Raw genomic sequence first — 14,144 nt, 5'->3', positions numbered from 1 at the left:
ATTATTTGATAGCTGCTTACGCCCATCCGATAAGGACGAATGGCCGATTTGACTCTAAAGAACTCGTCAAAGGGCCGTTTTTCCGCCCCTCAGTCATCCCCGGCCCCGCATGTCATCCCGGACACAGATCCGGGATCCATGTCCCCGACCCGCATCCATGCCTCCGCCCGTTCGGGCTGAGCCTGTCGAAGGGTCCCCGCCTTGTCATCCCGGACTGGAGGAGCTTGCCCCGGGCTGTTAATCCGATATCTCCGCTCGACAACCTAAGTAAACGTGACAAGCTTGGGGCGATGCCGCGCTCCAATTTCTCACGCTCCAGTCGTTTCCGCCATTTAGGCATCAGCCGCAGGTCGTTCATTACCCTTCAACCAGAGAAGGCTCATGGAGGCGATGGGGAGCACCAGCAAAGTCGCATAACCGGGTATGGCGTTCGTGAATGCTGTGTTCGTCCGCAAGATGACCGAAAACAGATACACAAACAGATATGAAACCGGAGGGAACAGGTTCAGCAGGTGCAGCAGTGCGAGCAGGAAAATAGGAATTGAAAGACTCCCAGGGATCCGAGAGCCAGCATAGAGGTGATAAACAGACGCAAAGCTTAGAGCGGCCATGAGGAGGTTCAGTCCGGCAGGGATAGTCAGACCTGTGTGTCCGATCCATCGGATACCACCAACCATATTGCCTAAGAAAAAGAACGCGGCGAGCCAACCAGCGCCTATTGACGCCCATGCAATTGCAGGGAAGTGTTTCATGTCGCCCGCCCGTCAAATTTGCTATAGACCGCAGAGCCGCCGAAGAACATCGCATTGCATTCCATCCCTAAACTCCCCGTTGTTATGTAGAGCTTAGTTATAGCAGCGCAAAGAGACTTCCCGCAACTATGTGACAGTCTGAGTGGGCTCCGGCAAAACGTGACGAGCGAAGGCGAGCATAAGTCGTTGATGAAAAAGGGTTTTATCCCCCTGTCATCCCGGACCTGATCCGGGATCCATGCCGCTGCTCCCGCGTCCTGTGGCAGACTGCCTTTCGCCGCCTCAACAAACCAGAACCAGCCATGACCATCCAGCTCTATGCCTTCGACACCCCCAACGGCCGCAAGATCAGCGTCGCCCTGGAAGAAATGGGCCTGCCCTACGAGGTACACGTGGTGGACATCACCAAGGGCGAGCAGACCGCGCCCGGTTTCCTGAAGATCAGCCCCAACAACAAGATCCCCGCCATCGTTGACCCTGACGGCCCGGGCGGCCAGCCCATCAGCGTCTTCGAGTCCGGCGCCATTCTGTATTACCTGGGCGAAAAGACCGGCAAGTTCTGGCCGCAAGACCTGCAGGCGCGCGTGCCCGTCATGGAGTGGCTGATGTTCCAGATGGGCGGCTTCGGCCCCATGCCGGGCCAGGTGCACCACTTCGCCGCGCTGGAGAACGAAGCCGACCGCCGCTACGGCCTGGAGCGCTTCATGGCTGAAACAAAACGCCTCTACGGCGTGATGGACCGCCGCCTGGCCGACCACGCTTTCTTTGCAGGCGAAGAAATCTCAATAGCCGACTTCGCCATCGTCGGCTGGGTCTGGCGGCATGAGCGGCACAAGGTTGATCTGGCGGATTTTCCGAATGTGCAGCGGTGGTATCGGGGGATGATGGGGCGGGAGGGGGTGGAGCGGGGGTTTGGGGTGGCGTTGAAGCGGACTTCCTGAAGTCCCGTGGGCCCGTCCCGGGACATTGGCAAGAGGGGGTGGAAATCCTGGTAGATCCGCGCAAATCTAGTGTCCATGCGACTTTGAGGCTGATTTCGAATCCACGCTACAGTACTGACTCATTTGCTCATTGGAGTGAGCCATTCTTGGGAATGGCCTTGGAGCATGAACGAGCGCCTGCATGAAATTTACCTGCAAGATGACTGCAAGCTACGAGTTCCCACGAACAACTCTCCACAAGCTAGCCCAAAAAAATCCGACCCGGCAGTTGAGTCCCACCGAAAAGAGACGCAATGACGCCACATAGGCAAAAAGTCCCATGAATGCAGTAGAGATAGAAGCCGCCATATCAGATTTGGCCCTTCAACCTTTCGACGCAGCGGAGTTTCCGTTCGCCTTCCTAGCCGCTTTCGGCAATAAGGACACCACCCTCAAACGCCTGCGTACCGGCAATAACAACGCTTCGGATGTGTCCAGTGGCGTGCTGTTGCGCAACAACATCCACATCGCAGTGTGCCAACCGGGCGAAAAAGGCACCGTGGGCGACACCCTCAATGCATTGCGCGCCAGCCCGGCCACCATCAAAGCAAAGGCCAAGTTCATCCTGGCTACCGATGGGCAAACCCTTGAAGCGGAGGAACTGACCGGTGGCGAAACCGTCACCTGCGCGTATGCAGACTTTCCCAACCATTTCGGGTTTTTTCTGCCGCTAGCGGGTATCTCCACTATCAAGGAGATCAAGGACAACCCCATCGATGTTCGCGCTACCGGGCGGCTGAACAAGCTGTATGTTGAGCTGCTGAGCAATAATCCCGACTGGGCCACGGCCGAGCGCCGCGCTGACATGAACCACTTCATGGCCCGGCTGGTGTTTTGTTTTTTTGCGGAAGATACCGACATCTTCAATGGTGAGGGTCTGTTTACCCAGACCGTAAACCAGTACAGCGAGCCGGGCGGTGCGAACACCCATGCCGTGATGGGTGACATCTTTCGCGCTATGAACACCAAGCTCGTTGAGCGCGCCAGCGCCAAACCACGTCTGCCGGGTTGGGCTGACCAGTTCCCCTATGTCAACGGTGGCCTCTTCTCTGGAGGCACCGACGTCCCGCGCTTTACCCGCATGGCGCGTACTTACCTATTGCACGCAGGCAGCTTGCGCTGGCGCGAGATCAACCCCGACATTTTCGGCAGCATGATCCAAGCCGTGGCTGATGATGAAGAGCGCGGCGCGCTGGGTATGCACTACACCAGCGTGCCCAACATCCTGAAGGTGTTGAACCCTCTATTTCTAGATGACCTGCGTACGCAGCTTGAAGCCGCAGGCGACAACAAGGCGAAGCTGCTAAACCTGCGTAAACGCATGGCCCGCATCCGCGTGTTCGATCCGGCTTGCGGCTCCGGAAATTTCCTGGTTATCGCCTACAAACAGATGCGCGAGATCGAGGCTGAAGTCAACCAGCGTCGGGGAGAAGTACATCTGGGCAGCGAGATACCGCTGACTAACTTCAGAGGCATTGAGCTGCGTGACTTTCCCGCGGAGATTGCGCGCCTGGCGCTCATCATTGCCGAGTTTCAGTGCGATGTTCTGTATCGCGGGCAGAAGGATGCGCTGGCGGAGTTTCTACCTTTGGATGCGCAGAACTGGATCGTTTGCGGCAATGCGTTGCGGCTGGATTGGTTGAGCGTCTGCCCGCCCACCGGCACAGGTGTGAGATTGGTGGCGGACGATTTATTTGGTACGCCGCTGAATCAGACGGAGATCGATTTCGAGAACGAAGGCGGGGAGACTTATCTCTGCGGCAATCCGCCGTATGTAGGCTCCACAGTGAAGCCACCGAAAGGCGCAAGTAAGGAAGTGAAAGAGCGTCTTAAAAGAGAGGCCGAAAATCGAAAAGCTGATTTGGAGGTGCTTTTTTCGAAGAAAACAAATAGCTGGAAATCGCTAGATTACGTGTCGGGTTGGTTTATGCAATTTTCCCGATATGCACACACAACGCAATCGGCTTGTGCCTTCGTAAGTACTAATTCCGTCATGCAGGGTGAACAGGTGGCTCGTCTGTGGCCATTAATTCTCGGAGAATCACTACGAATCAATTTTGCCTTCACTTCTTTCAAGTGGGCGAATTTGGCTGCTAAGAATGCGGCCGTGACGGTTGTAATAGTCGGACTTTCTGGAAAGGCTGCCGGAAAGGTTACCTTGTACGAAGATGCCGGCATTGAAGGGATCAAGCGTCGTGATGTGGATAACATCAATGCCTATCTCGTTCCTTATTACGACGTCTATGTGGAAGCAAGGTCGGGAGTGATGTCCGGCATAAAGGAAATGACCAACGGTAGTAAGCCCGCCGATGGTGGTCATCTCATTCTTTCCTCGGAAGAGGCGCGAGAATTAAAACAACAAGACCCGCGTACAACCCCATACGTTCGACCATTTATCGGCACAGAGGACACGATTCACGGTGATCTTAGATATTGTCTATGGATCCATGCACTGGATGCAGAAAAAGCGATGTCATTGCCACTGATTAAAGAACGCACTGATGGGGTAATCCACATGCGCTCTGAAAGTTCGAAGGAATTAACCAAAGAAGGCGTCGCTAGTCCATATGCTTTTCAGCAAATCAGACAAAGAGACAACCAAAGTGTAATTTTGGTGCCGCGTCATTCATCTGAACGACGCGACTACTTACCTATTTCCTATTTTCAGGCTGGCGCTATTGTTGCAGACGGTGCATTTGGCGTATTCAATGCAGAACTGTGGACCTTGGCATTGTTAGTGTCAAAACTGCACCTCGTCTGGATTGCTACGGTTTGCGGAAAGATCAAAACTGACTATCGGTACTCCAATAGCCGCCATGAATATCACCCAGCAAGCCAAGCTGGCATTGGCCCAGGCCGATGCGAACGGTGCGGGCGCTGCGCAAGGGAGTACCGCCTTGATCGATGGGGTGCGCAAGTTCGTGAATGTGCGTGACCTAGACATCGATCTGATTGACAGCATTAACCCCTTCGATGCCGCCTATGCGGTGCTGGCGAAAGCGATGGACGAAAAGTCATTGCGCCAAGTACAGACCAGTATTGCCGCCAAGAAGGTGAGTATTCCCGAAGAGGAAGCTCGTGAGCTATCTAAGCGCGCCTTGCAGTTCAAGAATGATCGCGGTCGACTGCCGGACATCAACTCTGCCGATGCGTGGGAAAAGCGTTTGGCCGAGGCTGCCCGCTTGCGCGTCATCTACGCCAACGGTACTGAGAGTAATCTGCTGCGCCGGTCGCTACAACGGGCGCTTTACAAAGACGAGACCGGACGCCGCATGACCGATCCGGATTTGGGGCCACTGTTTGGCGATGCGGCGGAGCCTGACGACATTGAATCCGGAACCATCTATGTGCTGCGCAGCCTCTCCAATCATCCCTTTGTCGCCGAGCACCGCGAGCTGATTCATAAGATCGGCGTGACCGGAGGTAAGGTAGAGAGCCGGATCGCGGCTGCGGACAAAGATGCTACCTATCTCTTGGCAGACGTGGAGGTGATTGCCACCTACAAGCTCCACAACCTAAGCCGCATTAGGCTGGAGAACATTTTCCATCGCTTGTTCGGTGCGGCACAGTTGGATTTGACGATTGAAGACCGATTCGGCAATCCGGTCAAACCGAGGGAGTGGTTCCTGGTCCCGCTCCATGTAATTGACGAAGCGGTTGCGCGAATTCGGGATGGGTCTATTACCGATATGGTTTACGACCCGGAGACCGCGCGTCTAAACCGGCGGTGAGCAAGTCTTAGTCATACGTCCGATGACCGAGCCCGGAGCCATTCACGGCCGTTAGAAGCAGCCGGCTCAGAAGAGCCTAACCCACCAGGGGCGCAAACGCATGCCCAGTTCGGTGGTGTAGCTAACGGTGGCGCTGCGCAGCCACATCCCGGAGCCAGCCCAGGGTTTCCTGTTCGAGCTGGTCTTCGGTTGTTATTGTTGTCTTTTCGTTCAACCGGCCAACTGTGCAATGTAGGCAGTGTAGCTGTAGCTGCGGTTTTTCTTCTGCCCGGTCAGCTCGGTGACGATGCCCAGATCTTCCAGTACCTTGACCGCCGCGGTGGCAGTGGGGAAGCTGGTGGCCAGCTTTTGGCGCACCTGGTCGATGGTGAAGCGCGGCATCATCGGCAGCATTTCAAACAAGCGGTAGCTGCTGGGCCCGGCTTTGGGCGAGGCCAGCAAACTGCGGCGGTCGGTAGCCAGCAGCGTGGCAATCGCCACAATGTTGCGCTCGGCATCGTGGGCTGCCGTGGCCACGCCCTCCAGGAAAAATGCCACCCAGCCCTCCCAGTCGCCTTCGGTGCGCACGCTGGATAGGCGGCGGTAATACTCGGCCTGGTGCTGCTTCAGGTAGCCGCTGAGGTACATCAAGGGCTCGGGCAACAAGCCCCAATGCTCCAGCAGCGCGGCAATCAGCAGGCGCCCAATACGGCCATTGCCGTCCAGGAACGGGTGAATCGTCTCAAACTGCAGGTGGACGAGTGCTGTTTTCACCAGCGGCGGCAAGGGCTGCGAGCCGTTGTCACTGTCGTGGATGAAGTGCTCCAGGTCTGCCAGCAAGGCGGGCACCCGCTCCGGCGGTGGCGGTACAAACACCGCATTGCCGGGCCGTGTGCCGCCAATCCAGTTTTGCGAGCGGCGCAACTCGCCCGGTTGCTTGCCGTTGCCGCGGGCGCCGTCCAGCAGCAGCCGGTGGGCATCGCACAGCAAACGCACGCTCAAGGGCAGGCCAGCCGCATCACGCAGTTGCGACTGCACCAGCCGGAAGGCACGCAGGTAGTTGGTGACTTCTTCCACGTCGTCGGTGTTGCTGACGGCAAAACCCGCTTCTTCGTCAAACAAATCTGCCAGCGTGGCCTGGGTGCCTTCAATCTGCGAGGTCAGCAGCGCCTCTTTGCGGATGGCGCTGTAGAGCAGCCAGTCCACCGACGGCACCAGCCCGGCAACACCCGACAACCGGGCCAGCGCCAACTCGGCCGCACGGTTGGCCTCCATAAAGGACTCGGGCGCCAGCGCCGGCCCGGATGGTGGCAGCCCGTGCGGCACAAACGCCTGCACGGACTCGCCCGAGGTAATAGAGGTGACGTAGGTGCCGGTGCTGCGCATGGTGTGAAAGAAGTCTTTAATTTGACAGAGTCACATTAAATCAATCTTTAATACGAAGCGCAAGTATGAAAACAGGTTTGAACAGAGGCTTGGATGACCTGGAACCCGGGGGTGGCGATATCTACCACGTCAAATTGGCTTGTAGCCTTTGTGGGGTGTGCGCAAACAGCTATTAAAAACATAGTAACCGCCGCCGATGAGTTTCAAAACTTGATATCACAATCTGTGACATCAAGATGGGGCGGGCGTCGCAAACTCCCTTTGGCCTTCACCGAGCAGGGCGGATCCATGGCTTTTTAACGTCAACTTGTCAGTGACAAGCAAATCAGATACATTCTGTATTCGCAATTCAAGAATATAGAATTAAATGCAATTAAAACCTCAAGATTTCGTGGTGGCCCTGAAGCTGGTGGCTTGGGGCGACCAGCGCTGGACGTATGCGCAGCTGGCCCAGGAGCTGGGTTTAAGTGCGTCTGAGGCGCACGCCTGCATCAAGCGCGGCTTGCAGGCGGGGCTGCTGGTGCAAAACTACGACGCGCTTGCGCCAGAGGTGGCTGCGCTAGCGGCGCAAGAGCCCGCCGCCATTTACCGAGTGGCGCGGCGCAAGCGGGTCAGCCGCGAAGACGCTCCTGCCGACAACCCGGTGCGCCCGCACGCGCGCCAGTTGGCCGAGTTTGCGCTGCACGGTGCCAAATATGCCTTCGCGGCCGACAAAACGCCTTCGGCCATTGGCGTGCCCACAAGCCATAGCGCTCCGGCATTTGCAGGTGTGTTCGCGCCGGGGTCTGAAGATTACGTGTGGCCGCACCCCAATGGCACCATGCGCGGAGTCGGCATAGAACCCTTGCACCCCAGCGTGCCTTTTGCTGCCATGCGGGACGCCAGCTTGTATGAAATGCTGGCCCTGTTTGACGCCTTGCGGGTAGGGCGCGCGCGTGAGCGCGGCATGGCCGTGGAGCGGCTGCAGGCGCTGATTGACCCGTCTGCGCCCAAGCCACCGAAAAGGCCTGCGCGTGGCTAATCCCAATCTTGGTTTGTTGGTGGGTATGGCCCGGGCATTGGGCCCGTTGTGCGAGCGTGTGGTGTTTGTGGGTGGATGTGCCACTGGTCTTTTACTGCCTGTACCTGGCCTGCTGGACGTACGGCCTACGGAAGATGTCGACGGCATTGTGGAAGTGGCCACGCTGGCGGGCTATCACGCGTTGGCCGACGAATTGCAGCAGCAGGGCTTCAGGCAAACGATGGAAGACAACACGCCACCGTTTCGCTGGTTCTGGCAGCGCATGCAGCTAGACCTTGTGCCACTGGACGAAAAGGTGCTTGGCTTTGCCAACCGCTGGTATCGCGCAGGGTTTGATGCTGCAGTGCAAACCGAGGTGGCGCCGGGGCTGGTGCTGCGTCATTTGTCTGCGCCGTACTTTTTGGCAACCAAGTTTGAGGCGTTTTATGACAGGGGCAGCAATGATGTCTACACCAGCCACGACCTGGAAGACATTCTCACCGTGATTGAAGGACGTGCAGATTTGGTGCAAGAGCTGTCAACGGCTTCAGCGGATGTGCGCGAGCATGTGATGGACTGCGTCGCCAAACTGCTGGTCAGCCCGGATTTCAACAACGCGCTGGCGGGCTTGCTCAGTCAACCCGACAGGGAGCCGTTGGTGCGCGCCCGGCTGCAACAATTTACGGTGCGGGCCAAGTTGGCTGGACTTGGCCTTACGGATACCGATGTGGCAGACGCTGTAGCTTGGGCACGGAAGGTGCCCTAAGGTATTGTCCATATGCTACTAAAACAATAGCTGCTTGCCCAAAGCCTCTGCTGGTGGGAGCCCGATTCGACTATTAAAAAGCCGCTGGTGTCCATCAGCGGCTTTTCTCTATCTGGTGTCTGGCGAGCCAATCAAGCCGAACCCCAAACCTCCTGCGCCGTCTCGATCACCAGCCGCAGCTTGGCGCGCTGTGCTTCCACCGCAATGTCGTTGCCGTGCACGGTGCTGCTGAAGCCGCATTGCGGTGACAGCGCCAGCTGCTCCAGCGGGGCGTACTTGGCGGCTTGTTCGATGCGGTTTTTCAGCTCGTCCTTGTCTTCCAGGGTGCCGAACTTGGTGGTGACCAGGCCCAACACCACGGTTTTGCCCTTGGGCAGGAAACGCAGGGGTTTGAAGTCACCGCTGCGGATGTCGTCGTACTCCATGAAGTAGGCGTCCAGGTTCATCTCTTTCAGCAGCGCCTCGGCCACGGGTTCGTAGTTGCCGCTGGCGGCGTGGGTACTTTTGAAATTGCCGCGGCACAGGTGCATGGCCAGCAGCATGCCGGGCGGCTTCTGCGCAACCACCAGGTTGATGAACTTGGCGTAGCGGTGCGGCAGCTCGTTGGGGTCGTCACCGCGCTGGCGGGCGGCTTCGCGCATTTTTTCGTCGCACAGGTAGGCCAGGTTGGTGTCGTCCATCTGCACATAGGTGCAGCCGGCGGCGGCCAGGCTGCGCAGCTCGTCGCCGTAGGCATTGGCCACGTCCTGGTAGAACTCAGGGTCGAGCTCGGGGTAGTGCTGCTTGCTGATGCCGGCGCGGCCGCCGCGGAAGTGCAGCATGGTCGGCGAGGGGATCGTCACCTTGGGCGTGTTGCCCTTGCTCACCTGGCTCTTGAGGTACTGGAAGTCGGCGAGCTGGATGTCTTTGACGTGGCGCACCTTGTCGATCACGCGCATCACCGGCGGGGCCAGCTCCTGCGTGCCATCGGGGCGAATCACGGTGACCGGGATGTCGGTTTTCACGCCGCCGATCTGCTCGAGGAAGTCAATGTGGAAATAGGTGCGGCGGAACTCGCCGTCGGTGATGCTTTTCAGGCCCACGTCTTCCTGGAACTTGACGATCTCGGTGATGGCCTTGTCTTCCACCTTGCGCAGCTGCTCGGGCGTGATCTCGCCCTTGGCTTTCTGTTCGCGCGCTTCCAGCAGGTACTTGGGGCGCAGAAAACTGCCAACGTGGTCGTAGCGGGCGGGCAGGTGAGGGGTGGGGGTGCTCATGAAGGTCTCCTGGGAAATTTCTTGACGACGAAGCTGCCATGTTAAAGCATGAATTTCACCCCTCTATGAATACATAAACCCGACAAAATCGCTCCAAATAGCCATTTTCAGTTGATTTTCAGGGTTTTATGTATACAGTACGTATTCATGAAAGCTGAAAACCCCTCTTTTCCCCTGAACGCCTGGTACGCCGCTGCCTATGACGTGGAGGTGGGCCGCAAGCTGCTGGCGCGCACCATCTGCAAGCAGAAGCTGGTGATGTTCCGCAAGCTGGACGGCAGCGTGGCCGCGCTGGAAGACGCCTGCTGGCATCGGCTGCTGCCGCTCTCCATGGGCTCGCTTGATGGCGACGAAGTCACCTGCGGTTACCACGGCCTGGTGTACAACGCGCAGGGCCGCTGCACCCACATGCCGAGCCAGGAAACGCTGAACCCTTCCGCCTGCGTGCGCAGCTTCCCGGTGCTGGAAAAACACCGCTTCATCTGGGTCTGGCCCGGCGACCCGGCCAAGGCCGATCCGGCGCTGGTGCCCGACATGCACTGGAACGACGACCCGGCCTGGGCTGGCGACGGCAAGCTGATCACCGTGCAGTGCGACTACCGCCTGGTGGTCGACAACCTGATGGACTTGACGCACGAGACCTTTGTGCACGGCTCCAGCATCGGCCAGCGCGCCGTGGCCGAGGCACCGTTTGTGGCCACCCATGGCGACCGCAGCGCCACCGTGACGCGCTGGATGGAAAACATCGATGCACCGCCGTTCTGGGCCGGGCAGATCGAACATGCGCGCGGCTACAAGGGCAAGGTGGACCGCTGGCAGATCATCCGTTTTGAGGCGCCATGCACGGTCAATATCGACGTGGGTGTGGCCGAAACCGGCACCGGCGCGCCGCCCAAAGACGGCCAGCCGGGCGACCGCAGCAAGGGCGTCAATGGTTTTGTGCTGAACACGGTGACACCCGAGACCGACGGCAGCTGCCACTATTTCTGGGCCTTTGCGCGCAACTACTGCCTGGGTGAGCAGGCGTTGACGCACAAGCTGCGCGAAGGCGTGGCCGGCATCTTCCGCGAAGACGAACATGTGCTGGAGGCGCAGCAGATCGCGATGAACGAACACCCCGACCACCAGTTCTACAACCTCAACATCGACGCCGGCTCCATGTGGGCGCGCAAGCTGATCGACAAGATGATTGCGCGCGAGAAGCCCGCCAACACCGTGATTCCCATCCGGCAGGCGGCCTGAACCATGGCAAGCACTATCAAAAAGCTAGCTATTGGCGCAGACGTGGCGGGGGGTGATGGCCAAAATGGCATTGAAAGTGCGCAGGTCAGGGCGCTGCTGAAGCTGCGCGAGCTGATTCTTTCGGGCGAGCTCCCGGGCGGCACGCGTATTGCCGAGCTGGCGATTGTCGAGCGCCTCGGCGTTTCGCGCACACCCATACGCGCGGCGCTGATGCGGCTGGAGCAAGAGGGCCTGCTGGAAGCGCTGCCCAACGGCGGCTACGCGGTGAAGATGTTTTCCGAGCGCGACATTGCCGACGCCATCGAGCTGCGCGGCACGCTGGAAGGCCTGCTGGTGCGGCTGGCGGCAGAGCGCGGCGCACCGGCGGTGGTGCTGGCCGAAGCCAAGGAATGCCTGCGCCAGGTCGATGCCGTGCTGGCCGACCCGGCGCTGACTGATGAGGCGTTTTCTGCGTATGTGGACTTCAACGAACGTTTTCATGCGCTGCTGTACGAAATGGCCGACAGCCCCGTCACCGTGCGCCAGCTCGAGCGGGTGGTGAGCCTGCCGTTTGCATCGGCCTCGGCCTTTGTGGTGGTGCAGTCCAACTCGCCGCAGGCGCGCGACATGCTGGTGGTGGCGCAAGACCAGCACTGGCAGGTGCTGGACGCCATCGAGCGCGGGGAGGGCACACGCGCCGAAGCGCTGATGCGCGAACACTCGCGCCTGGCGCAGCGCAACCTGCGCCACGCGCTGTCGGGCCATGCAGGCTCGCACATGCCTGAATCGATGCGGGCTATGAAACTCATTCGCCGCCGCTAGATGCCAACAATCAACGAATCATGAAAAGCAACCAGACCTTGTACCCGGCCACGGTGGTGGCCCTGCGTGACCTGACCCCCACGGTGCGCGAGTTTGAAATCCAACCGGTAGAAGGCGTTGCCGCACCGTGGGAAGCCGGCGCGCACCTGCAGGTGCAACTGCTGGTGGATGGCCAGGTGCAGACGCGCTGTTATTCGCTGGTGGGCCTGCCTGACGGCGCCAGCTACCGCATTGCGGTCAAGCGCATGGACGACGGCCGCGGCGGCTCGCGGGCCATGTGGCAGTTGGCCGTGGGGGACAGGCTGCAGGTCAGCGAGCCGCAAAACCATTTCCCGCTGGACCTGTCGGCGCCGCACTACCTGCTGGTGGCCGGCGGCATCGGCATCACGCCGCTGGTGATGATGGTGCAACAGCTGCAGGCCCACGCGCTGAAAACCGGCGCCACCTTGCGCATGCTGTACGGCGTGCGCACGCAGGACGAGCTGGCGTTTTTGCCGCTGCTGCGCGAAACCCTGGGCGATGCGCTGCAGACCTTTGTCAGCGAGCGCGGGGAAGTGATGAACCTGGCCGCTGAAATTGCCGCCTTGCCGGGTGATGCGCAGCTGTACACCTGCGGACCGGTGCCCATGCTGGAAGCCCTGCGAAAAGCCTGGAGCGATGCCGGGCGCCCGGCGGCCGGCCTGCGGTTTGAAACCTTCGGCAGCAGCGGGCGTTTTGCGGCGCAGGCCTTCCGGGTGCAGGTGCCGCGCCACCATGTCGACATCATGGTGCCGGCCGGCAGCACGCTGCTTGACGCGCTGGAAAACGCGGGGGTGGAAACCCTGTCGGACTGCCGCCGCGGCGAATGCGGGCTGTGCGCCATGGACGTGTTGGCGCTGGAAGGCGAGGCCGACCACCGCGATGTTTTCCTGAGCGAACACGAAAAGCAGCAGTGCAGCCGCATCTGCGCCTGTGTGTCGCGCGTGGTGGGCTCGGTGACGCTGGATTCGGCTTACCGTTCGGACTGAGCTGATGCAGCCCTCCGGCCAGTTGCCCCGTCAATAACGGAGCTTGCCGTCGCTTCCGATCACCGCGATGTCCACAAAATTGCTGCCGATATTGCTTTTGGAAAAATCGACACGAAAGCCGCCGAAATCGATCTCGCCCATGGTCCTGAGGGTTTTCGCCAACCCCGCAGCAGTGGGCTCTTTTTCGGTGTTGCGCTTCAATGCTTCGGCGACCGTGCGCGCTGAAAGGTAACCCTCCAGATGGAAGGACGTGTACTGTTTGAGCTGGGGGAACGAGCCTTTCATCGCAGCCTCGAAATCGCGGTGAATCGGCAGGGTGCGGCCATTCGGGTTGGGGTAGGTCTGCGCAATGCCAACACCGCGCGCGCCTTCAGGGCCCGCGAGCTTGACGATCAGCCCCGAAGGCACATAAGACAGCACAAAAATCGATTGCGAGACGCCGGCTTTTCGCAAGGCCGCCACACCCTCGGCCATGAAACGCGGCGCCCCCAGGATCAGCACACCTTGGCCGCCCAGGGCGACGATTTGCTGGCTCGCAGTCGCCAGCGCGGGGGCGTCGGGGGCTGACTTCACGCCCTTGAGTTCCAGTCCGGCGGAGCGGCCGGCTGCCTCCTGTGCCACGGCCATGCCGGAGGTGCCAATGGGCAGATCCTGGTACAGCACCGACAGCCGCGTCATGCCGATGGTGCGCGAATGGGTGACCATTTTCTCGATTTGCTGCTTGTCGCCCGCACGGATGTGAAAGAGTTTGGGGTGGCCGGGCGCCCGGAAGCTTTCCGCGCCTGGAATGGCATTCATCACAAGCACGTCGGCGTTGTCGAGGAGCTTGTCGTCGAGCATGCGTTTGAGCGCGTTGGAACCTATGGGCGAAAGCAGGACCAAGGGCTTTTTCTCAAGTGCCTTTTTGAACTGTTCGACAAAACCATCGGCCGAATAGCGGTCGTCGGCCTCGAAAAAACTGATCTTGCGCCCCCGGATACCCTGCTTGTTGGCTTCGTTGACATAGGCCTTGATGCCCTGGTTGATCTCGGGTGCGTCGGGCACCGGAAGCACCGTGAATGGGCCGATCTGGCCCAGCACGATCTCTTGCGCGTTCACCGCTGGTATCACGGCCAGCGCGGTGAGTATGAACGCGGTGCGTATGGCGAGACGTTTTACTGTTGCGTTTGTCATCGTGCCTCCTGGTTGTAAGTCAATGTGTTTAGTTTAAGGAGATACCTCGGGCGCTGATATATTAAAAATGC

The 14,144-nt window shown here is 59.4% G+C and carries 10 protein-coding genes and 2 pseudogenes; 8 read left to right on the top strand and 4 right to left on the bottom strand.

What is annotated here, in order from left to right:
* Window positions 1-332: 332 nt before the first annotated feature.
* Window positions 333-752, bottom strand: coding sequence for a hypothetical protein (locus WA904_RS07135; RefSeq protein WP_425196430.1), 420 nt, complete (start codon window positions 750-752; stop codon window positions 333-335).
* A 302-nt stretch (window positions 753-1,054) separates the two neighbouring features.
* Between WA904_RS07135 and WA904_RS07130 the strand changes: the two genes are divergently transcribed.
* The 3 genes and pseudogenes from WA904_RS07130 to WA904_RS07120 form a co-directional block, all read left to right on the top strand.
* Entirely contained in the window at window positions 1,055-1,693 is a 639-nt protein-coding gene (locus tag WA904_RS07130) for a glutathione S-transferase family protein (RefSeq protein WP_425196429.1), read from the top strand.
* 319 nt (window positions 1,694-2,012) lie between these two features.
* A pseudogene (locus tag WA904_RS07125) lies at window positions 2,013-4,544 on the top strand (class I SAM-dependent DNA methyltransferase); the annotation flags it as partial.
* 367 nt (window positions 4,545-4,911) lie between these two features.
* Window positions 4,912-5,463: pseudogene (locus tag WA904_RS07120) on the top strand (GIY-YIG nuclease family protein); the annotation flags it as partial.
* Between the two features lie 210 nt (window positions 5,464-5,673).
* Here WA904_RS07120 and WA904_RS07115 read toward each other — a convergent pair.
* A complete protein-coding gene (locus WA904_RS07115; RefSeq protein WP_425196428.1) occupies window positions 5,674-6,828 on the bottom strand; it encodes a Fic family protein in 1,155 nt (384 codons plus the stop codon).
* 367 nt (window positions 6,829-7,195) lie between these two features.
* Between WA904_RS07115 and WA904_RS07110 the strand changes: the two genes are divergently transcribed.
* Window positions 7,196-7,849 carry a hypothetical protein gene (locus WA904_RS07110; RefSeq protein WP_425196427.1) on the top strand — a complete coding sequence of 218 codons (654 nt, stop codon included), beginning with the start codon at window positions 7,196-7,198 and terminating at the stop codon, window positions 7,847-7,849.
* Entirely contained in the window at window positions 7,842-8,594 is a 753-nt protein-coding gene (locus tag WA904_RS07105; protein WP_425196426.1) for a hypothetical protein, read from the top strand. The genes WA904_RS07110 and WA904_RS07105 overlap by 8 nt, the downstream gene beginning before the upstream one ends.
* Before the next feature lie 131 nt (window positions 8,595-8,725).
* Here the strand turns inward: WA904_RS07105 and WA904_RS07100 are convergent, their stop codons facing one another.
* A complete protein-coding gene (locus WA904_RS07100; protein ID WP_425196425.1) occupies window positions 8,726-9,850 on the bottom strand; it encodes a 5-methyltetrahydropteroyltriglutamate--homocysteine S-methyltransferase in 1,125 nt (374 codons plus the stop codon).
* A gap of 147 nt (window positions 9,851-9,997) precedes the next feature.
* Between WA904_RS07100 and WA904_RS07095 the strand changes: the two genes are divergently transcribed.
* The 3 genes from WA904_RS07095 to WA904_RS07085 are packed head-to-tail and all read left to right on the top strand — an operon-like array spanning window position 9,998 to window position 12,900.
* Window positions 9,998-11,092, top strand: a complete 1,095-nt coding sequence (locus WA904_RS07095) for a Rieske 2Fe-2S domain-containing protein (RefSeq protein ID WP_425196424.1) — start codon at window positions 9,998-10,000, stop codon at window positions 11,090-11,092.
* A 3-nt stretch (window positions 11,093-11,095) separates the two neighbouring features.
* Window positions 11,096-11,893: a GntR family transcriptional regulator gene (locus WA904_RS07090; RefSeq protein ID WP_425196423.1), complete on the top strand. Its 798-nt coding sequence runs from the start codon at window positions 11,096-11,098 to the stop codon at window positions 11,891-11,893.
* Between the two features lie 20 nt (window positions 11,894-11,913).
* Complete coding sequence (locus WA904_RS07085) at window positions 11,914-12,900, top strand: PDR/VanB family oxidoreductase (protein ID WP_425196422.1); 987 nt, start codon at window positions 11,914-11,916, stop codon at window positions 12,898-12,900.
* A 30-nt stretch (window positions 12,901-12,930) separates the two neighbouring features.
* On the opposite strand, the gene WA904_RS07080 is transcribed toward WA904_RS07085, so the two are convergent.
* Window positions 12,931-14,073, bottom strand: coding sequence for an ABC transporter substrate-binding protein (locus WA904_RS07080; RefSeq protein WP_425196421.1), 1,143 nt, complete (start codon window positions 14,071-14,073; stop codon window positions 12,931-12,933).
* Window positions 14,074-14,144 lie beyond the last annotated feature (71 nt).

The organism is Polaromonas sp. (assembly GCF_049790275.1).
Taxonomy (GTDB): domain Bacteria; phylum Pseudomonadota; class Gammaproteobacteria; order Burkholderiales; family Burkholderiaceae_C; genus Polaromonas.
The sequence above is the reverse complement of the archived record's forward strand: the minus strand, read 5'-3'. Positions and strand labels throughout refer to the sequence as shown.

Bases quoted from the DNA above. Each gene is read 5' to 3' on its own strand.
- WA904_RS07110 (WP_425196427.1), top strand. From the start codon at position 7,196: ATGCAATTAAAACCTCAAGATTTCGTGGTGGCCCTGAAGCTGGTGGCT.
- WA904_RS07085 (WP_425196422.1), top strand. From the start codon at position 11,914: ATGAAAAGCAACCAGACCTTGTACCCGGCCACGGTGGTGGCCCTGCGT.
- WA904_RS07115 (WP_425196428.1), bottom strand. From the start codon at position 6,828: ATGCGCAGCACCGGCACCTACGTCACCTCTATTACCTCGGGCGAGTCC.
- WA904_RS07090 (WP_425196423.1), top strand. From the start codon at position 11,096: ATGGCAAGCACTATCAAAAAGCTAGCTATTGGCGCAGACGTGGCGGGG.
- WA904_RS07135 (WP_425196430.1), bottom strand. From the start codon at position 752: ATGAAACACTTCCCTGCAATTGCATGGGCGTCAATAGGCGCTGGTTGG.
- WA904_RS07130 (WP_425196429.1), top strand. From the start codon at position 1,055: ATGACCATCCAGCTCTATGCCTTCGACACCCCCAACGGCCGCAAGATC.
- WA904_RS07100 (WP_425196425.1), bottom strand. From the start codon at position 9,850: ATGAGCACCCCCACCCCTCACCTGCCCGCCCGCTACGACCACGTTGGC.
- WA904_RS07095 (WP_425196424.1), top strand. From the start codon at position 9,998: ATGAAAGCTGAAAACCCCTCTTTTCCCCTGAACGCCTGGTACGCCGCT.
- WA904_RS07080 (WP_425196421.1), bottom strand. From the start codon at position 14,073: ATGACAAACGCAACAGTAAAACGTCTCGCCATACGCACCGCGTTCATA.